This is a genomic window from Streptomyces sp. NPDC058662 (genome assembly GCF_042716255.1).
Taxonomy (GTDB): domain Bacteria; phylum Actinomycetota; class Actinomycetes; order Streptomycetales; family Streptomycetaceae; genus Streptomyces.
Window position 1 is genome coordinate 85,453 of the sequence record NZ_JBHXRU010000005.1, and the last position, 17,486, is coordinate 102,938.

At 74.0% G+C, this 17,486-nt stretch carries 18 protein-coding genes; 9 read left to right on the plus strand and 9 right to left on the minus strand.

All coding sequences use genetic code 11. From position 1 onward, the window contains the following. Positions 1-88: 88 nt before the first annotated feature. Positions 89-1,054 carry a pirin family protein gene (locus ACFWUQ_RS03995; RefSeq protein WP_384532369.1) on the minus strand — a complete coding sequence of 322 codons (966 nt, stop codon included), beginning with the start codon at positions 1,052-1,054 and terminating at the stop codon, positions 89-91. 119 nt (positions 1,055-1,173) lie between these two features. On the opposite strand from ACFWUQ_RS03995, the gene ACFWUQ_RS04000 reads away from it, so the two are divergent. The 7 genes from ACFWUQ_RS04000 (at position 1,174) to ACFWUQ_RS04030 (ending at position 6,344) form a co-directional block, all read left to right on the plus strand. Then, complete coding sequence (locus ACFWUQ_RS04000) at positions 1,174-1,524, plus strand: tetratricopeptide repeat protein (RefSeq protein WP_384532371.1); 351 nt, start codon at positions 1,174-1,176, stop codon at positions 1,522-1,524. A 316-nt stretch (positions 1,525-1,840) separates the two neighbouring features. After that, positions 1,841-3,037, plus strand: coding sequence for a methyltransferase (locus ACFWUQ_RS04005; RefSeq protein ID WP_384532373.1), 1,197 nt, complete (start codon positions 1,841-1,843; stop codon positions 3,035-3,037). Positions 3,038-3,065: 28 nt separating this feature from the next. After that, a complete protein-coding gene (locus tag ACFWUQ_RS04010; RefSeq protein ID WP_384532376.1) occupies positions 3,066-3,827 on the plus strand; it encodes a MerR family transcriptional regulator in 762 nt (253 codons plus the stop codon). Between the two features lie 205 nt (positions 3,828-4,032). Continuing rightward, positions 4,033-4,614, plus strand: a complete 582-nt coding sequence (locus ACFWUQ_RS04015; protein WP_384532379.1) for a DUF6230 family protein — start codon at positions 4,033-4,035, stop codon at positions 4,612-4,614. Beyond that, a complete protein-coding gene (locus ACFWUQ_RS04020) occupies positions 4,605-5,234 on the plus strand; it encodes a DUF6114 domain-containing protein (protein WP_384532382.1) in 630 nt (209 codons plus the stop codon). Before ACFWUQ_RS04015 ends, ACFWUQ_RS04020 begins: the two co-directional genes overlap by 10 nt. Next, on the plus strand, positions 5,231-5,881 hold the full coding sequence (locus ACFWUQ_RS04025) for a hypothetical protein (RefSeq protein WP_384532385.1): 651 nt from the start codon (positions 5,231-5,233) through the stop codon (positions 5,879-5,881). The genes ACFWUQ_RS04020 and ACFWUQ_RS04025 overlap by 4 nt, the downstream gene beginning before the upstream one ends. 151 nt (positions 5,882-6,032) lie before the next feature. After that, a complete protein-coding gene (locus tag ACFWUQ_RS04030) occupies positions 6,033-6,344 on the plus strand; it encodes a DUF2087 domain-containing protein (protein WP_384532387.1) in 312 nt (103 codons plus the stop codon). Here ACFWUQ_RS04030 and ACFWUQ_RS04035 read toward each other — a convergent pair. The 7 genes from ACFWUQ_RS04035 to ACFWUQ_RS04065 form a co-directional block, all read right to left on the minus strand. After that, a complete protein-coding gene (locus tag ACFWUQ_RS04035; protein WP_384532389.1) occupies positions 6,317-7,081 on the minus strand; it encodes a metallophosphoesterase in 765 nt (254 codons plus the stop codon). The genes ACFWUQ_RS04030 and ACFWUQ_RS04035 overlap by 28 nt on opposite strands. A 289-nt stretch (positions 7,082-7,370) precedes the next feature. Beyond that, complete coding sequence (locus ACFWUQ_RS04040) at positions 7,371-8,801, minus strand: dihydrolipoyl dehydrogenase family protein (RefSeq protein ID WP_384532392.1); 1,431 nt, start codon at positions 8,799-8,801, stop codon at positions 7,371-7,373. 128 nt (positions 8,802-8,929) lie between these two features. Continuing rightward, positions 8,930-9,319 (minus strand): thioredoxin family protein, encoded by a 390-nt coding sequence (locus ACFWUQ_RS04045; RefSeq protein WP_384532395.1) that lies wholly within the window; start codon positions 9,317-9,319, stop codon positions 8,930-8,932. 79 nt (positions 9,320-9,398) lie between these two features. Next, positions 9,399-10,838 (minus strand): aldehyde dehydrogenase family protein, encoded by a 1,440-nt coding sequence (locus ACFWUQ_RS04050; protein ID WP_384532398.1) that lies wholly within the window; start codon positions 10,836-10,838, stop codon positions 9,399-9,401. A 171-nt stretch (positions 10,839-11,009) separates the two neighbouring features. Beyond that, entirely contained in the window at positions 11,010-12,209 is a 1,200-nt protein-coding gene (locus tag ACFWUQ_RS04055; RefSeq protein WP_384532401.1) for a thiolase family protein, read from the minus strand. Positions 12,210-12,430: 221 nt separating this feature from the next. Next, a complete protein-coding gene (locus ACFWUQ_RS04060) occupies positions 12,431-13,501 on the minus strand; it encodes a LacI family DNA-binding transcriptional regulator (protein WP_384532404.1) in 1,071 nt (356 codons plus the stop codon). Positions 13,502-13,668: 167 nt separating this feature from the next. Then, the gene (locus tag ACFWUQ_RS04065) at positions 13,669-14,169 is read right to left on the minus strand and encodes a levansucrase (protein WP_384532407.1); all 501 of its coding nucleotides are present in this window, start codon (positions 14,167-14,169) and stop codon (positions 13,669-13,671) included. Between the two features lie 159 nt (positions 14,170-14,328). Here ACFWUQ_RS04065 and ACFWUQ_RS04070 point away from each other — a divergent pair, with 159 nt between their 5' ends. Together ACFWUQ_RS04070 and ACFWUQ_RS04075 are read left to right on the plus strand one after the other, a co-directional pair. Next, a complete protein-coding gene (locus tag ACFWUQ_RS04070; protein ID WP_384532410.1) occupies positions 14,329-15,750 on the plus strand; it encodes an amidase in 1,422 nt (473 codons plus the stop codon). Between the two features lie 170 nt (positions 15,751-15,920). Beyond that, a complete protein-coding gene (locus ACFWUQ_RS04075; protein ID WP_384532413.1) occupies positions 15,921-16,385 on the plus strand; it encodes a type II toxin-antitoxin system PemK/MazF family toxin in 465 nt (154 codons plus the stop codon). Positions 16,386-16,458: 73 nt separating this feature from the next. Here the strand turns inward: ACFWUQ_RS04075 and ACFWUQ_RS04080 are convergent, their stop codons facing one another. After that, positions 16,459-17,388: a TIGR02452 family protein gene (locus tag ACFWUQ_RS04080; RefSeq protein WP_384532416.1), complete on the minus strand. Its 930-nt coding sequence runs from the start codon at positions 17,386-17,388 to the stop codon at positions 16,459-16,461. Positions 17,389-17,486: the final 98 nt, after the last annotated feature.

The following is a 17,486-nucleotide window of genomic DNA, read 5'->3' on the forward strand; positions in this document are numbered from 1 at the left end:
ACACATGAGACTCCACCACCCGCACCGGTAGCTGCTGTACCGCGTCCGTCACCCTCGTCTCCGAGGCCAAGAGGACGGAAGCGACAGGTCAACGCACCCGTCCCCTGGGCTTCAGGCGAGTGGGGGGCAGTTCCGGGGCCGGAATCGGGGGGCCGTCGTAGCCCTTTACCTCGCCGTAGCGGGTGCCGTTGGTCCAGTCCTCGCGGAACTGGACGATCTCCTCGTTGGTGCGGCCGATCCAGTTCCAGAACATGACGATCTCCTCCTCGAACGGTTCGCCGCCCAGGAGCATCAGGGCCGCGTCCGATGTCGCGCGCAGGGGGAGTTCGGTGCGGCCGCAGCCGAGGTAGAGCATGGAGCCCGGGAGGACCGGGACGCCGTCCACGTGGGCTTCGCCCGACATCGAGAGGACCGCGTACTCGAAGTCCGGGTCGAGCGGGAGCCTCGTCTCGGTGCCGGCGGCGAGGGCCAGGTCCGCGCCGACGATCGGGCTGTACGCCGTACCGGGCGAGGTCGCCGTGTCCAGGGAGCCGAGGATGACGGTCGCGGTCAGGCCCGGGGCGGTCACCTGGGGGAGCTCGGCGTGGTGCTGGAAGTGCGGGGCCACGTCGCGGTGGGCGTCCGGCAGCGCCACCCACAGCTGGGCGCCGTGCAGGAAGCGGGTGTGCGGGCGCGGGCTCTCCTCCGAGTGGCTGATGCCACGGCCGGAGGTCATCAGGCCCAGCTCGCGCGGGCGGATGGTGGCGAGGCTGCCCTCGCTGTCGCGGTGCAGGACCTCCCCTTCGTGGAGCCAGCTCACGGTCTGCAGGCCCGAGTGGGGGTGCGGGGCGACCTGCATGCCGGGCTCGGCGGCGATGTCGTCAGGGCCGTAGTGGTCCACGAAGCACCAGGCACCCACCATGCGGCGCCCCAGGTTCGGCAGGAGACGGCGGACCTCGGTGGATTCACCGAGCTTGACCGTGCGCGGGCTGAGGAGCTCGCGCACGGGCTCAGCCACGACGAAGCCGCGGCCGCCGCAGGCGGAGAGAGCGGGCTGGCGATCGAGATTGCTCATACCGACAACCTAGCCGGGGGGCGGGGGTCCTGTGGAGTGGAATGTCCTGGGGCAGGAGTGTGTTGGAGGGGGCGGAAACACCAGGTGAACCGTGGACGGTGGACGGCGGAAGGAGCGCGATGGACGCGCCGGAGACGTACTACGAGCAGGGGACGGCAGCCGAGCGCTGGGCGCGGGCCCAGCTCTTCTTCGAGGCGAAGGAGTACGCGACGGCCGCCCGCATCCTCGGCGCGCTGGCGGGCGAGGCCCCGGAGCAGTTGGCGCCGCGGCTGCTGCTGGCCCGCGCCTACTACCACTCGGCCCAGCTCACGCGCGCCGAGCAGGAGCTCCGCGCGATTCTGGAGCGCTGGCCGGTGGAGGACTACGCCCGGCTGATGCTGGGCCGCACCCTGGAGCGGCTGGGGCGGGCCGCCGAAGCGCGCCCGCACCTGCGGATGGCCGCGGCGATGGCGGGGGACTTCCCGGAGTAGGGGTCCGGCCGGCCGCGATCAGGACCCCGGGCGGCCAGAACGCGGACCGGCCGCCCGGCCGCCCGCCCGCCCGCCCACCACCGTTCCCTTACCCGCCCACGTGCCGACTGCCGCCGCCCCGTCCGCCCCGCCCGCCCCGCTGCCGCGTGCCTGTTCAGGGCCGCCGTGCGCCCCCGGGGCGCCGGGTACGCCCGGCCCCGCGGGCCCGCGGCGGCGGCGCGTACGGGGGCGCGCGGGAGGCGGTACGCCCCGGTCCGGCCCCGCCCATGCGGGATCGGGGCGTCGCCTCGGTTAGCCTGGGGCCACAATGAACCGTTTGACCACGCCTTTCGGCTCCTACGAGCTCACCCGCTTCCCCGAGGACCCGCGCGACCGGCTCCGCGCCTGGGACGCCGCCGACGAGTACCTGCTGCGCCACCTCGACTCCGGTACCGGGGAGCGGGGGCCGGTGGACCTCGCCTCCGCCGGCCGGATCACGGTGCTCGGGGACCGCTGGGGGGCGCTGACGACGGCACTCGCCGCCTACCACCCGACGCAGATCACCGACTCCTCCCTCACCCGCTCGGCCACCGCGGCCAACCTGGACCGGGCCGGGATCGGCACGTCCAAGTCGACGGTGACGCTGCTGACCACGCAGGACCCGCCGCCCGAGCGGATCGACGTCCTCCTGGTGCGCGTACCCAAGAGCCTGGCGCTGCTGGAGGACCAGCTGCACCGGATCGCCCCGCACGTGCACGCGGGAACCGTCGTCGTCGGCACGGGCATGGTCAAGGAGATCCACACCTCCACGCTGCGCCTCTTCGAGAAGGTCCTCGGCCCGACGAAGACCTCCCTCGCCGAGAAGAAGGCCCGGCTGATCTTCTGTACGCCCGGCACTCCCGGGGCGACCCGGCCCACGGCTCCCGGGCCGTGGCCGCTGACGTACACGGTGGACGAGGACGGGGGCTCGGGAGCCGGGCTGACCGTCGTCAACCACGCGGGGATCTTCTGCGCGGACCGGCTCGACGTCGGCACCCGCTTCTTCCTCCAGAACATCCCCACGAACACGGCCGGGGCCCGGGTCGTGGACCTGGGCTGCGGCAACGGCGTCGTCGGGACGGCGGTCGCGGTCGCCGACCCGGACGCCGAGGTCGTCTTCACGGACGAGTCGTACCAGGCCGTCGCCTCGGCGCGGGCCACGTACGAGGCGAACGTCCGCGCCGCCCGCACACCGGCGGAGTTCCACGTCGGGGACGGCGTCGCCATGCTGGCGCCCGGCTCGGTGGACCTGGTGCTGTGCAACCCGCCCTTCCACTCGCACCAGGCGACGACGGACGCGACGGCGCTGCGCATGTTCGCGCAGTCGCGCAAGGCGCTCCGCCCGGGCGGGGAGCTGTGGGTGGTGGCGAACCGCCACATGGGCTACCACACGCATCTGCGCCGCCTCTTCGGCAACAGTGAAGTCGCCGCGAGCGAGCCGAAGTTCGTGGTCCTGCGGGCCGTCAAGCGCCATGAGCGTACACAGCCCATGTGACCAGCCAGTACGTCCTACACTCTGCCGCGTGAGCAGCCAGGTGGAGCAGCGGGACGACAGTGTTGAGGCACGGCGCTACCGTCGGGAGGACGTGGCTCGGGCGGCCGGCGTCAAGGTGCGCAACCTGCGCTACTACCAGGAGCGCGGGCTGCTGCCGCCGCCGCGCCGGGAGGGCCGGATCGCCTGGTACTCCGAGGACCACCTCACCCGGCTGCGGCTGATCAGCGATCTACTGGGGCGCGGTTACACGGTCAACGGCATCGCCGAGCTGCTGAACGCGTGGGAGGACGGCGGCGGACTGTCCCGACTCCTGGGCCTGGAACGGGAGATGACCCGGGACTGGGTCCGGGAGGAAGCGGTCACGATGACCCGGGCCGAGCTGCGGGAGCTGTTCGGCCCGACGGCGACCGCCGCGGACACCCAACGGGCCGCGGAGCTGGGCTATGTGACCGTCGACGGCGATCTGGTGACGCACCCGAGCCGGCGGCTGCTGGACGCGACGCTGACACTGGTGCGCCAGGGGGTGCCGCTCGCGGAGATCCTGGACGCGGGGGACTTCGTGCAGAAGCAGGCGGCGGCGCTGGCCGACCGGTTCGTCGGACTGTTCCGGCGGCATGTGATCGGTGCGGAGGGGCTGGATCGTCTTTCGGCCACGCAGATTCAGCACATCACAGAGGCGGTGTCGGCCCTGCGGCCGGTGGCCGGTGAGGTCATGGCCACGGAGTTCGCCCGGGCGATGGCCCGGAGGATGGACGCGGAGGTCGCCGAACTGCTGCGTACGGAGCAGTAGGAGTCGGCCGGAAAGGTGCAGTCGCACAACCTTGCCAACCGCCATTGGCACTCTTACATTCAACTCGTCGGTAACAACGGTGCACAACCGAATAAGGGATGATCTCATGGCAGATTCCCCGAAGTTATCCGAGTCTTCCGAGTTGTCCGGGACATCCGGGTCATCCGGCCCGGCGGGGCCGGGGTCGTCCGGAGCCGCGGGCCGCGTGCGCTGGCGCCGGTTCGCGGTCCTGACCCTCCCCGCCGTCGCCGTCACCGCCGGTCTCGGCGTAGCCCTCGCGCAGGGCGTGCTCGCCGCCTCCTTCGCCGTGTCGGGGCAGCAGTTCAAGGTGTCGGCGAAGAGCCTTGAGGGCGAGGGCTTCGCCCAGTACGGCAGCGTCGACGTCAACGCCCGTCAGGAGCTCATACCGGTCGCGGTCACCGCCATCCGGGAGGCCAAGCTCAACAGCCTCTGCCAGTCGGTGGTCACCACACTCCCGATGATCGGCGACATCTCGCTCAATCTGACCGCCGGCCAGAAGACCCCGGTCGAGGCCAGCAACCTCTTTGTCGACGCTACCCAGCTCTCGGGTGACGCCGTCTTCACCAATATCGAGATCGGCCGCGACGCCTCCACCCTCGACAAGGGGCCCGCCGAGGCGCAGGGCATGCAGGACCTCTTCGCCCAGCAGGCGGACACCGTCAGCATCAGCAATCTCCAGCAGACGGCCTGGGCGACCAACGCCGGCACCTTCAAACTCTCCGGGCTCAGCATGAACGTCAGCAAGGGCAAGAAGGAATGCTTCTGAAACGCGCCGCCGCCCCGCGAACGGACCGTCCGGGCGCCGCCGCTCCCGGCTCCACCGCCGGGGACGGGTCCGGGTCCAGGTCAGCTCGCGGGTCCACCACCGGGTTACGCGCACGCTTCCGCCGCTGGCGGCGGAGCAGGCCGTTCTGGGGCGGGCTCTTCGCCGTCCTCGCCGGAGCCGAGATCTGCGTGCTGCCACTGGCCCCGATGAAGGTCATGCTCCAGCAGGGAGTGGCGGGCATCCCGTCCGTCCTGATGGGGATCGTCATGATCGTGCTGGGCCTCACGGCCTGGTTCTCGCCGGCCCAGCGCGGTCTGGCCGGCGTCCTGACCACCCTGATCGCGACCTCCGCCCTGGTCCTGTCGAACCTCGGCGGCTTCCTGATCGGCACCCTGCTCGGCATCCTCGGCGGCGGCCTCATGTTCGCCTGGCAGCCGTTCGCCGCCCAGCGGGCCGCAGGCCCGCAGCCGGACGGCGGCGCTACGGGCGGAGGCACCGCGGCCCCCGCCAGGGACGCGGAGCCCGCCGGGAAGGCGTCCACTCCCCCCGACCCCACGCGCACCTCCACGCACACCCCCACTCCCACCCCGCACCACGATCCCCAAGGAGCACAGTCATGAGCCGTACACGCAGCGCGCTCGCCCTGGCAATGGCCGCCGCCGGCGCCCTGACGCTGGCCTCGGTCACCGCGACCGCCGCGCCCTTACCCGCGGCCGGGTCGACGACGGTCACCCCGGCCGGGCACGCGTTCAAGGCCACCCTCAGCGGGCGGGCGACCCTCAAGGCCGGCGCGGTGACGGTGACCTGCTCGGTCTCCGTCGCCACCGGCACGGTGCCGGCCGCCCCCGGCAACACCAACCCGGCCGGTCCGGTCTCGTCGCCGATCTCGCCGCCCACGTACAGCTCCTGCACCGCCAGCCTGCCGGGTGTCACGCCCACGGTCACCACCAGCGGCGCCTGGCAGGTGTCGATGCAGAACGGCTCCCCGATCACCGCCACGATGAAGGTGCCGGTCGGCGGGCTCGTCGTACAGACCACGGGTCTGGCCAACTGCACGGTGACGGCCGCGCCGACCGCCCCGGCGAACGTCGGCGGCACCTGGGTGAACGGGGCCCCGCCGAGCCTGACCTTCACCAACGCGTCGGTTCCGGTCACCGTCACCGGCGGCTTCGGCTGCCCGACGAGTGCGACCGCGTCCATCTTCAACGCCGTGTACAAGGTCACCGACACCACCAACCCGGCGCAGCAGATCACCGTCGGCCCCTGACCCGGGCCGGGGCCGGGGTCAGGGCTCGGGACCGGGGCCGGGGCCCGAGTCACGGCTCGGGGGCGGGGGTGAGGGCTGGGATGGGGGCTGGGGGCCGGGGCCGCGCGTAATTGCGTTGCCCGGCGACGCGGGGTGCGACAGGCTCGCCCGCATGCCACACAGCACCGATCACCTTCCGCACCCCGCTCCGACCCCCGCGCGCCGCCGGGATGTCTCCGACCTCTTCTCCGGCGGCCGGCTCACCGCGATCCCGCGCAGAGCCGCCCGGCGCGAGCAGTTGCTCGTCCACCTCACCGAGACCTTCTTCGCGGTGGACCGGGAGTACACGGAGCCCGAGGTGAACGACGCGCTGCGCACCGTGCACGAGGACTGCTCGGCGCTGCGGCGCTACCTGATCACCGCGGGTCTGCTGACGCGGACCCGCGACGGCCGCAGCTACCGGCGGTCCACGACCACCCGGTAGTGGGTCGTCAACCGCCCGTCGTCGCCGAGCACATGGAAGGCGACGGCGGGCGGTTCGTCGAGGTGGACGTGCTCGTCGGGGCCCGAGCGGGCCTCCCACGGGAGCCGCAGCGTGGAGACCACGCCGGGCGCCACCAGCAGCGGCCGGCCCGCGAAGGTGGTCACGGCCGCCGTGTGGGCGTGCCCGCACAGGAACGCGGTGAGGTGCGGATGCCGTTCGGCGAGGACCGCCAGCCGCTCCTCGCCCGTCATCCGGATCTCGTCGACGTACGGCGTGTGCAGTGGTTGCGGCGGGTGGTGGAAGGCCAGCAGGACCGGGGTGTCCGCCGGTGTTCCGGCCAGTACCCCGTCCAGCCAGGCCAGGGTGGACTCCTCCAGGAAGCCGTGGTCCATGCCGGGGACGGACGAGTCGCACACCGCGAGCACGAACCCCTCCCCGCGCAACACCTGATCGACCGGACCTGCGGAGGCGGTCTCCTCCGCGAGGAGGCCCCCCCGGAAGGCGAGGCGCTCGTCGTGGTTGCCGGGGCAGACGACCAGCGGGTGGCGCGAGCGCAGCAGCTCGCGGGCCTCCTCGTACTCCGCGGGGGTCCCGTGGTCGGCTATGTCTCCGCTCACGAGTACGGCGTCGAGGTCGTACGGCAGTGAGTCCAGGTACGCCATGACGGAGCGGGTGCGGTCGGCGGCCCGGGCGCCTCCGTCGAGGTGGACATCGCTGAGGTGGGCGACAACGATCACGGTGGTGACTCCTTCGTCCGGTCTCCGGTCTCCGGCCGTCTCCGAGTGCGCCGGTCGGGCGGCAACGGTCGGACGACGCGTGCGACCCATTCAACAGCGTCCCCTCCTCTTCCCTCCGTTCACTCCGCTCCCCCGCCACTACGCGACGGTGACGGGGAGTTCCGCGCCTCAGACCCGACCGCGCGTGCGGCGGACCAGCGCCCAGCCGCCCCCGGTGAGGACGAACGCCGCTGCGGCGACGGCTGGGCGCCTGGACCGCGCCCAGGCCGGGGTTTCGGCTGCCCGGGGCCTAACCCCGGTAGGTCTCCAGCAGTCGCAGCCAGATCTCGCTGATGGTGGGGAACGCGGGGACCGCGTGCCAGAGCCGGTCGATCGGCACCTCGCCGACGATCGCGATCGTGGCCGCGTGGAGCAGCTCCGCCGCGCCCGGGCCGACGAAGGTGGCGCCGAGTACGACCTCGCGGTCCAGGTCGACGACCAGTCGGGCGCGGCCCCGGTAGCCGTCGGCGTACAGGCCGGCGCCCGATACCCCGCCCAGGTCGTAATCGACCGCGCGCACCCGGTGGCCCGCCCGTTCGGCCTCCGCCAGGGTGGGGCCCACGGCCGCCGCCTCCGGGTCGGTGAAGACGGCCTGGGTCAGCGCCCGGGTATCGGCGGTCGCCGCGTGGGCGCCCCACGCGCCGGTGTCCGGCTCGGACGCGCCGGCGGCCCGGGCGGCGATGGCGGCTCCGGCGATCCGGGCCTGGTACTTGCCCTGATGGGTGAGGAGCGCGCGGTGGTTGACGTCGCCGACGGCGTAGAGCCACTCGTGCCCGGGCACCCGGCAGCTGTCGTCGACCTCGATCCAGGTGCCCGGCGTCAGTCCGACGGTGTCCAGCCCGATGTCCTCGGTGCGCGGTGCGCGGCCCGTCGCCATCAGGAGTTCGTCGCCCTCCAGGGTCTCGCCGCCCTCCAGCACCACCGTGACCGGGCCCGTCGAACCGTCCCGGACGACCGCCTCGACGGCCACCCCGGTGCGGACCACCGCGCCGGCCTCGCGCAGCGCCTCCGCGACCAGCTCCCCGGCGAACGGCTCCATGCGCGGCAGCAGCCGCCCGCCCCGTACGAGCACGGTGACCTGTGACCCGAGGCCCTGCCAGGCGGTGGCCATCTCGGCGGCCACCACCGAGCCGCCCACGATGAGCAGCCGCCCGGGAGCCTGCTGCGCGGACGTCGCCTCCCGGCTCGTCCAGGGGCGGGCGCCCGCGATGCCCGGCAGGTCGGGGACCACCGCGCGGGTGCCGGTGGCGACGACCACGGCGTGCCGGGCGGTCAGCACGTGATGCTCGCCCTCGGGGCTGGTGACGGAGACCTTCCGGACCCCGTAGATCCGCCCGTGCCCGCGGTACACGTCGGCGCCGATCGAGTCGAGCCAGTCGACCTGGCCGCCGTCCTTCCAGTCGCCCGTCCAGTAGTCGCGGTGAGCGAGCACCGCGGCCGTGTCGAGCGGGCCCTGGGCGGCCGCCGCCAGCCCAGGCACGCGTCGCGCGTCGGCCCGGGCCAGGACGGGGCGCAGCAGGGCCTTGCTCGGTACGCAGGCCCAGTACGAGCACTCCCCACCGATGAGCTCGCTCTCCACCAGGGCGGTGCGCAGCCCGGCGGCGCGGGTCCGGTCGGCGATGTTCTCACCGGCCGGGCCCCCGCCGAGCACCACCACGTCGTATTCCACGGCTTCAGTCATACGGATCAGTGTCACCGCCGGCCGGGGAACTCGTCGGGTACGCCGGTGACCCGGCGTGCCGGGCCGCCGCCCGCGTCGGCGCCAGGGCCGGGCGGGGGGCGGCCGGCCCTGGCGGGCGGGGAGCCGGGCTACTGCTGCTCGCCCTGCTCCCGCTCGCCCTGCTGCTCGGCGGCGATCTTCGCCCGGACCTCGTCCATGTCCAGCGCCCGGGCCTGCTCGATCAGGTCCGTCAGCGCGGCCTCGGGCAGCGCGCCCGGCTGGGAGAAGATGGCGACCTGGTCCCGGACGATCATCAGGGTCGGGATGGAGGAGATCTGGAACGCGCTCGCCAGCTCCTGCTGCATCTCGGTGTCCACCTTGGCGAAGACCAGGTCCGGGTTGACCTCGGAGACCTTCTCGTAGACCGGGGAGAACTGGTGGCACGGCCGGCACCAGCCCGCCCAGAAGTCGATCAGCACGAACGCGTTCTCGCTGACCGTCCGGTCGAAGTTGTCCTTGGTGAGTTCGACTGTAGCCACGGGTCCGGACCTCCTGTTTGAGTCGTCTGTCTCCTGAACGAACGGCCTGTCCCGGACATTCCGCCCCGGCGGGTCGGCACTAGAACGGGTGAGCCGCGGGCGTGGCGCGGGTCGTGGTCCAGCGCAGTTCCGTGAAGGCGTCGAGGTTCGCCTCGCCGCCGAAGCGGGCACCCGTACCGGAGGCGCCCGTGCCGCCGAACGGGGCCACGGCCTCGTCGTTCACGGTCTGGTCGTTGATGTGCGCGATCCCGGTCGGGATGCGGTCGGCCAGGTCGAGTCCGCGCGCCGCGTCGCGCGTCACGATGCCGAGCGAGAGGCCGTACGGTCCCGCCGAGGCCAGTTCCACGGCCTCCTCCTCCGTCGCGAAGGACCGTACGGGGGCGACCGGGCCGAAGACCTCTTCCCCGTAGGCGGGGGTGTCGTCGGCGGCGCCCGCCAGGACGGTCGGCCGGTAGAACAGCTCCTCGTACGTACCGCCCGCGACGAGTTTGGCGCCCTGCCCGGTACTGGCCTCCACCAGGGCGTGGACGCGGTCCCGCTGGGCGGCGTCGATCAGCGGGCCGAGGTGGACCTGCGCGCGGTACGGGTCCCCCACCGCCAGGGCCTCGGCGCGCGCCGCGAGCCGCTCGACGTACTCGTCGTACAGGGAGGTGTGCACGAGGTGCCGGCCGGCGGTCATGCAGATCTGGCCCTGGTGGAAGAACGATCCCCAGGAGGCCTGGGCGACGGCCGCCTCGACGTCGGCGTCCCGGAGCACGACGAGCGCCGAGTTGCCGCCCAGTTCCAGGTGCGCGCGCGTCAGGTGACGTCCCGCCAGTTCGGCCACCCGGCGGCCGGCGGCGGTGGATCCCGTGAAGGACACCACCCGTACGCGGGGGTCGGCCACCACCGCCGCGCCCGTCCCGGCGCCGCCCGGCAGTACGTGGAGCAGCCCGCCTGGCAACCCGGCGGCGGCGAGGACGGCGGCGAGGGCGAGTCCGCCGCTGACCGCGGTCCGCGGGTCGGGCTTGAGCAGCACGGCGTTGCCGAGGGCCAGCGCCGGCGCGACCGAGCGGATCGCGAGGATCAGCGGGGCGTTGAAGGGGGCGACCACCCCGACCACCCCGGCCGGCACCCGTCGAGTGAAGGACAGCCGGGGGGCCTCGCTCGGCAGTACCTGCCCGGTGGGACGGGAGGCCAGGGCGGCGGCCTCGTAGCACTCCTGGGCGGCCACGTGCAGCTCGAAGGCCGCCTTGCCGGGTATGGAGCCCGACTCCCGGACCAGCCAGTCGCGGAGTTCGTCGGCGTGGGCGGTGAAGAGGTCGCCGGCGCGGCGCAGCACGGCCGCCCGCTCCAGGTAGGTGGCACGCGCCCAGTCCGGCTGCGCCGCCCTGGCCCGTACGGCGGCGTCCGCGACGTCGCCTGGGGCGGCCAGGTCGAGGGTGGCGAGGGTGCGGCCGGTGGCGGGTTCGACGACGGGGGCGGCGCCGCCCGTGAGCGTGGGTCCGTCCTGCCAGAGCGTCGGATCGAGGAGCGGCATGGCGCGGGGCCTCCGGGTGGGGATGTACGGGGCGGGGGGCGGCAGCACGCGCCATCGTGCCAGACCGCAGGCGCCAGTTCTGTTCAGTTACAGGGCAGTTGCCCTGCCCCGGTGACCGGAAATGATCGCCGCCGGGGTCGGCCGGTGGGGGCTCTCGCGGTCGCGGCGGGGTCAGCGTTCCAGGACGAGGGCGATGCCCTGGCCGACGCCGATGCACAGGGCCGCCATGCCGGTGCCCGAGCCGGCCGCCGCCAGCTGGTGCGCGACCGAGCCGGCCAGCCGCGCCCCCGAGGCGCCGAGCGGATGTCCGATCGCGATGGCACCGCCGCGCGGGTTGACCACGGCCGGATCGAGCTCCGGCCACGCCGCCAGGCAGCCCAACGCCTGCGCCGCGAACGCCTCGTTGAGCTCGAAGGCGGCGAGGTCGCCGAACCGGCGGCCCGCCTTGGCGAGCGCCCGCTCGACGGCCTCCACCGGGCCCAGGCCGAAGAGCTGCGGCTCGATGCCGGTGACGGCGGACGCGCTGATCCGCGCGAGCGGTTCCCGGCCGGTGGCCGCGAGCCCGGCCTCGTCGGTCAGCAGCAGGGCTGCCGCGCCGTCGTTCAGCGGGGAGGCGTTGCCGGCCGTCACCGTGCCGCTGCCGTCCGTGCGGAACGCGGGCTTCAACCGCGCCAGGGCCTCCGGGGTGGAACCCTCCCGGATGCTCTCGTCCCGGACCAGGTCCACGCCCAGGTACGGGACGACCTCGGCGTCGTACTGCCCGGCGGCCCAGGCCGCGGCCGCCTTGCGGTGGCTCTCCAGCGCGAAGGCGTCCTGCGCCTCGCGGGTGATGCCGTGCTTGTCGGCGACGAGCTCGGCGCCCTCGCCGAGCGAACCGGTCCACTCCGCGGGCATCCGCGGATTGGTCATCCGCCATCCCAGCGTGGTGGACCACATCTGCTGGTGGCCGGCCGGGAAGGCACGCTCGGGCTTCTGCAGCACCCAGGGGGCGCGGGACATCGACTCCACGCCGCCGGCGATGGCGACCGAGGCGTCGCCGAGGGCGATGGCCCGGGCGGCCTGGACGACGGCTTCGAGACCGGATCCGCAGAGCCGGTTCACGGTGACTCCGGGGACGCTCACGGGCAGCCCCGCCAGCAGCACCGCCATCCGGGCCACGTCCCGGTTGTCCTCCCCCGCGCCGTTGGCGTCGCCGAAGACCACGTCGTCGATCAGGGCGGGGTCCAGGTCGGGCGTACGGTCCACCAGCGCGCGCACCACGTGCGCGGCCAGGTCGTCCGGCCGGGTCCCGGCGAGGGCGCCGCCGAACTTGCCGATCGGGGTGCGGACGGCGTCGACGACGTACACGTCGCGGACGGTGCGGATGCTCATGGGGGCTCTCCTGGGCGGATCCGTACGGGCGGGGGACGCGCCGGCGCCGGTGTCGGCACCGGGACGGACCACCGGGCACGCCCGGTGGGGCGCGCCCGCAGTCTCCGTCCGCGCGTCACCGCCTGTCAACGGCCCCCTGGCGCGACCGCCGCACGGCCGCCGCCGGGCGCGGCTGCCCCGGGGGCGCGGCCGGGGACCGCCCGGGGGCGCGGTCCGGAGCCTCAGGTCGAGTCGCGGGGGACGACCGCTGCCGCCATCAGGTCGTACCGCTGCGTGGGCGCCGCCGGGTCCCGTACCGCGCGGTCCACGAGGTCCGCCAGGTGATCGCCGGTCGGCAACGCGATCCGTACCGTGCTCAGCCGGGGTCGCAGCAGCCGGCCGAGGAGGAGGTCGTCCGCGCCGATGACGGCCACGTCCCGCGGGACGCGCAGTCCCTCGTCCTGGAGGGCGCGCATCAGCAGCATCGCGTACTCGTCGTTGTACGCGAAGGCGGCGTCCAGGCCGAGCCCCCGCCAGCGCGCGGCGAGCGCCGAGGCCGACTCCTCGGAGTAGGACATCGGCAGGGCCCGTACGTCCGCGCCCGCCACGGCGGCCGCGGCGGACCGCGCCCCGGCCAGCCGGGGCGCGGAGAACAGGCCCAGCCCGCTCTCCTCCGGAACGATGACGCCGATGCGCCGCCGGCCCCGCTCGACCAGGTGGGCCGCGGCCCGTGCCCCGACCTCCTCCTGGTCCATGACCAGCGCGTGCGCCCCCGGCACGCTGTCCGGCCCGGTCGTGATCACCGCTCGGGCCCCGGCCCGCTTGAGTGTGGCGACGTTGTGCGGGGAGAGCGCGACCTCGCCCGAGGAGATCACCGCCACCGGCCGCAGTTCGGCCCACGCGCGCGCGGCCTCGTCCCCGGTGAGGCCAAGGCTCCCGTACTGGACCACTGTGTAGTCGAGGCGGCGCAGCGCCCACTGGAGCTCGGCGAGGAAGGCGCTGTACAGGGGTCCGACCGGCACGTGGGAGGTGGGGAGCAGCACGATCCTGGTGTGGCCGGCGCGCAGGCTGCGGGCGGCGGCGTGCGGGACGTAGCCCAGTTCCTCGGCGGCCTCGCGCACCTTGCGCCGGGTCGGCTCGCTGATGCGTACCGCTTCCGCGTTGTTCAGGACGTACGAGACCGTCGCGCGCGAGACTCCGGCGCGGCGGGCCACATCGGCGCTGGTCGGCACGGGGGGCGGCGGCGCGGGGGACCCGTGGGCCGGCCCGGGAGGCGGCTTCGGCGGCTTGGGCGGCTTCGGTGACTGTGACATCGCCGTGGCATCTTTACAGACCGGTCGGACCCGGGGGGCCGGTGCATGGCCTGAAATCGGGTGCCGGCGCCGGGCCGCGGGTCGGGCCGCCCCGTCGCACCGTGTTCGCCCGGTTGCCCTCGTTCGCCGTGTTCGCCTTGTTCGCCCTCGTCGCCCGGCCCGGGGGCCTATCCGAAGTACGCGTCCGCCTTCGCCAGGATGTGCTTGACGAACATGCGGCCGTGCATCGGCTTCCCCCGGTAGAGGGACGCCTCGCCGGAGCGCGTGTCGACGACCACGGGACGCGCCGCCACGGACAGTTCGAGGAGACGCGCGTCCGCTCGCGCCCAGGCCTTGCCGTCGGGGTGCACCGTGGCGGCGGCCAGGACCCGGAACACCGAGATCACGCTCCCGTAGCCCACGGGCAGCCCGCCCTTGTTCCGCTTGGCGTAGGACATCGCCCAGCCGGTGAAGTCGGCCAGCTCCCGGGCGCCGGCCTCGGGCAGTTCCGCGGCGACCGTGAAGAGGTGCACGCGGGTCCCGAACCACATCGCCCTCATGTCGGAGCGCCGACCGACCAGGACCGGCGTCCCCTCCCACTCCGTCCACGCCGTGGAGCACCCGTCCGCGGCCAGCCGGTCTGAGAGCGCGGACAGATAGGCACCGGGCGGATCCTGTCGCTGTGTCATGCCTCAAATAACCACAGGTGCAGGCGAGTTGGGCAGGAGTTGGCGCAAGTTCGTCCACAGCGGACGGACATGGTCGATGATCCGGCCCGGAGTCTCTGGCCAGCCGTGCCCCACTCCCCGTACGGTCTACCTACCGACCGGTAAGGAGATGTGGTCACGATGCCGGACTCCTCGCTCCCTCCCGTCTCGACCTCCTGCTCGCCCGCCGGGCTGGTGGACATGGTCGCGGCGCTGGCAGACGGCACGGTCACCGCGCGCCGGCTGACCGAAGAGGCCCTGGACCGGATCGCGGCCGCGCAGCCGCGGCTCAACGCGTTCAGGACCGTACGGGTCGAGGCCGCGCTCGCCGAGGCGGAGGCGGCCGACCGGCGGCTGGCCTCCGGTGAGCGGCTTCCGCTGCTCGGCGTGCCGCTCGCCGTCAAGGACGACATGGACGTGGCCGGGGAGGCCACCGCCTTCGGCTGCGCCGGGGAGTTCCCCCGCAGGACCGCCGACAGTGAGGCCGTGCGCAGGCTCCGCGCGGCCGGTGCCGTCGTCGTCGGCAAGACGCACACTCCGGAGCTCGGCCAGTGGCCCTTCACCGAGGGGCGGGCCTTCGGCGCCACCCGCAATCCGTGGAACACGGACTACTCGCCCGGTGGTTCCTCGGGCGGCTCGGCCGCCGCCGTGGCGGCGGGGCTGATTCCGGCGGCGCTCGGATCCGACGGTGCGGGCTCGGTACGCATCCCCGCCGCCTGGACGCATCTGGTCGGCGTGAAGCCGCAGCGCGGACGGATATCGACCTGGCCGGAGCCCGAGGCCTTCCACGGCCTGACGGTCAACGGCGTCCTGGCCCGGACGGTGGCCGACGCCGCGCTCCTGCTGGACGCCGCGAGCGGGCCCCACCCCGAGGACCGGCACCGCCCGGCCCGTATCTCGGCGGTCGGGGCGGTGGGCCGGGAGCCCCGACGGTTGCGGATCGCGCTGTCCTTCGCGATGCCGTTCACGGCTACGCCCAAGTCGCTGCACGGCGAGGTGCGTTCCGCCGTGGAGCGGCTCGCCGGCCGGTTGGAGGCGCTCGGCCACGAGGTGGTGCCGGAGGATCCCCGGTACGGGCCGATCGGCCTGACCTTCGTCCCCCGCGCGACCGCGGGCGTACGGGACCTGGTGGCGCGGCTGCCGGACACCTCGCTGCTGGACCCCCGCACGCACGAGGCCGTGCGCACGGGCCGACTGCTCGGCGGACTGCCGCTACGGGTGTCCCGCCGGGCGGAGGCGCTGCTGGGACGGCGGGTCGGCGAGGTCTTCGGCCGGTTCGACGTGGTGCTGACGCCCACGACGGCCACGCCCCCGCTGCGGATCGGGGCGCTGGCCGGGCTGGGCGCGATGGCCACCGACCGGGCGATGATCGCCGCTTGCCCGTACGCCTGGACCTGGAACGTACTGGGCTGGCCGGGGGTGAACGTCCCCGCCGGCTTCACGGCCTCCGGTCTGCCGCTCGGCGCCCAACTGCTGGGACCGGCCGACTCCGAGCCCCTGCTGCTGAGCCTGGCCGCGCAGCTTGAGGCGGCGGAGGCCTGGCCGGCCCACCGCCCGACGTGACCGGGGCCCCGGGCCCGGGGGGCCGTGGCGGGGGGCGGTGGGTTGCCCGGGAGGCCGCGTCGTAGCCGTGCTCGCCCGGAGCGCGCGCGGGCGGCGTCCGTCCCCCGGTGCGGGAACCCGCTGGTCCGGGCGTGCGACAGGGGCTGCCCGGAACCAGTAATCTCCGCGGGATGACGGCACTTTCGCAGCACAGGAACGGCCCCGCCCAGCAGCCCGGTCGGGACGGCGCCACCGCCACCACCGAGGCGGACCCGCGCGCCATCGGACCGGTGCGGACCGAGTACGCGCCCGACCCGGACGGCGATCCGGACCCGGGGGAGATCGTCTGGACCTGGGTCCCGTACGAGGAGAACGACGGACGCGGAAAGGACCGGCCGGTCCTGGTCGTGGCCCGGGAGGCCGGCGGGCGCACCCTGCTCGCCGTACAGCTGTCCAGCAAGCGGCACGACCACGACCGGGAGTGGGTGGCGATCGGCACGGGCCCGTGGGACGGCTCGGGCCGGGAGTCCTGGGTGGACGTGGACCGGGTGCTGCGGGTGCACGAGTCGGGAATGCGGCGTGAGGCCTGCGCGCTGGACCGCGTCCGCTTCGGTCGCGTCGTGGAGCGGTTGCGCGAGCGCTACGGCTGGCAGTAGCGGCCCCGCGGAGTGCCGGGCCCCACGAGGCCCCGGAGCCCCGCGCCCGGCCCCGTCGCCGATGGCGACTTCCTCAGCTCAAGAAGGCTCGGGCGAAGGCCTCCCTCGGGGCCGGATCGCGGTCCAGGACGGCGAACACGACATGGTCGAACGTGCCTGCGAAGCGGCCCGCCAGCAGCTCCCGGAAGGCCTCCGCCACCTGCGCGGGCTCGTTGCGGAACACCCCGCACCCCCACGCCCCCAGTACCAGGTGCCGGTAGCCGTGGAGCGCGGCGACCTCCAGTACCCGTTCGGCCCGGCGGGCTAGCGCGGCGGGGATCTCGGCGACGCGTTCCGGTTCCTGGCGGCGGATCGTGCCCGCGTTCGGAGCCGGCGAGGTGAGGAAGCCGGCGAGGAACGGGGTCTCCAGCAGCTCCCCCCGGTCGTCGCGGAAGACGGGCACGCCGGGCGAGTGAATCACCCGGTCGGTGTAGAAGGTGCTGAGCTCCGCGCGGTGCACCTCGTAGTACTCCGGCGCCTCCAGCAGCGTCTCGTACAGGGCCGAGGCGCGGCACAGCGCTTCCTCCTGGGCCTTGGCGCCCCGGAGGTATCCGCCGCCGGGATTGCGTGCCGAGGCGAAGTTCAACACCGCCACCCGGGCCCCCGCCGCCCCATCGGCCGAACTGCCCGGTCCCGCCGCCCCGGCGGCCGAACCGCCCGGTCCACCGGGCACCCGCTCCGCGAGGCGGCGGGCCGCCACCGTGCTGCTCTCGCCCGTCACCTCGAAAGCCGTACCCCCTCCGCCAGGGGCCCCCAGGCTCCCGGGGCCCCCCGCGGCGTCCGCCTCTCCCCCGACGCACCCCTCACCTGGAATGATCCGATTCGGTCCATATATCCTGGTTCCTGCCTTGGCCTCCGCCAGGGCGGCGGCGAGCGAGACCTGCCGTCCCGACCGCGTCCGGTAGCCCCCGGCCGCCAGGATCCGCGCGTTGTCCCGCGCGATCTCGCGCAATCTGCTGCTCACACCTTCATTTTCGGCACCCCCACCCCGTGGCTGCAAAGGAATTTGTACTCGCAGGACGGGTAGGCACGGGTGATGTCACGGCCGACGACAGGAGATGA

Coding starts and splice junctions, on each gene's coding strand:
- ACFWUQ_RS04040 (WP_384532392.1), bottom strand. CDS start 8,801: ATGACTGAAGCCGTGGAATACGACGTGGTGGTGCTCGGCGGGGGCCCG.
- ACFWUQ_RS04020 (WP_384532382.1), top strand. CDS start 4,605: ATGCTTCTGAAACGCGCCGCCGCCCCGCGAACGGACCGTCCGGGCGCC.
- ACFWUQ_RS04000 (WP_384532371.1), top strand. CDS start 1,174: ATGGACGCGCCGGAGACGTACTACGAGCAGGGGACGGCAGCCGAGCGC.
- ACFWUQ_RS04055 (WP_384532401.1), bottom strand. CDS start 12,209: ATGAGCATCCGCACCGTCCGCGACGTGTACGTCGTCGACGCCGTCCGC.
- ACFWUQ_RS04060 (WP_384532404.1), bottom strand. CDS start 13,501: ATGTCACAGTCACCGAAGCCGCCCAAGCCGCCGAAGCCGCCTCCCGGG.
- ACFWUQ_RS04030 (WP_384532387.1), top strand. CDS start 6,033: ATGCCACACAGCACCGATCACCTTCCGCACCCCGCTCCGACCCCCGCG.
- ACFWUQ_RS04075 (WP_384532413.1), top strand. CDS start 15,921: ATGACGGCACTTTCGCAGCACAGGAACGGCCCCGCCCAGCAGCCCGGT.
- ACFWUQ_RS04025 (WP_384532385.1), top strand. CDS start 5,231: ATGAGCCGTACACGCAGCGCGCTCGCCCTGGCAATGGCCGCCGCCGGC.
- ACFWUQ_RS04065 (WP_384532407.1), bottom strand. CDS start 14,169: ATGACACAGCGACAGGATCCGCCCGGTGCCTATCTGTCCGCGCTCTCA.
- ACFWUQ_RS04050 (WP_384532398.1), bottom strand. CDS start 10,838: ATGCCGCTCCTCGATCCGACGCTCTGGCAGGACGGACCCACGCTCACG.
- ACFWUQ_RS04070 (WP_384532410.1), top strand. CDS start 14,329: ATGCCGGACTCCTCGCTCCCTCCCGTCTCGACCTCCTGCTCGCCCGCC.
- ACFWUQ_RS03995 (WP_384532369.1), bottom strand. CDS start 1,054: ATGAGCAATCTCGATCGCCAGCCCGCTCTCTCCGCCTGCGGCGGCCGC.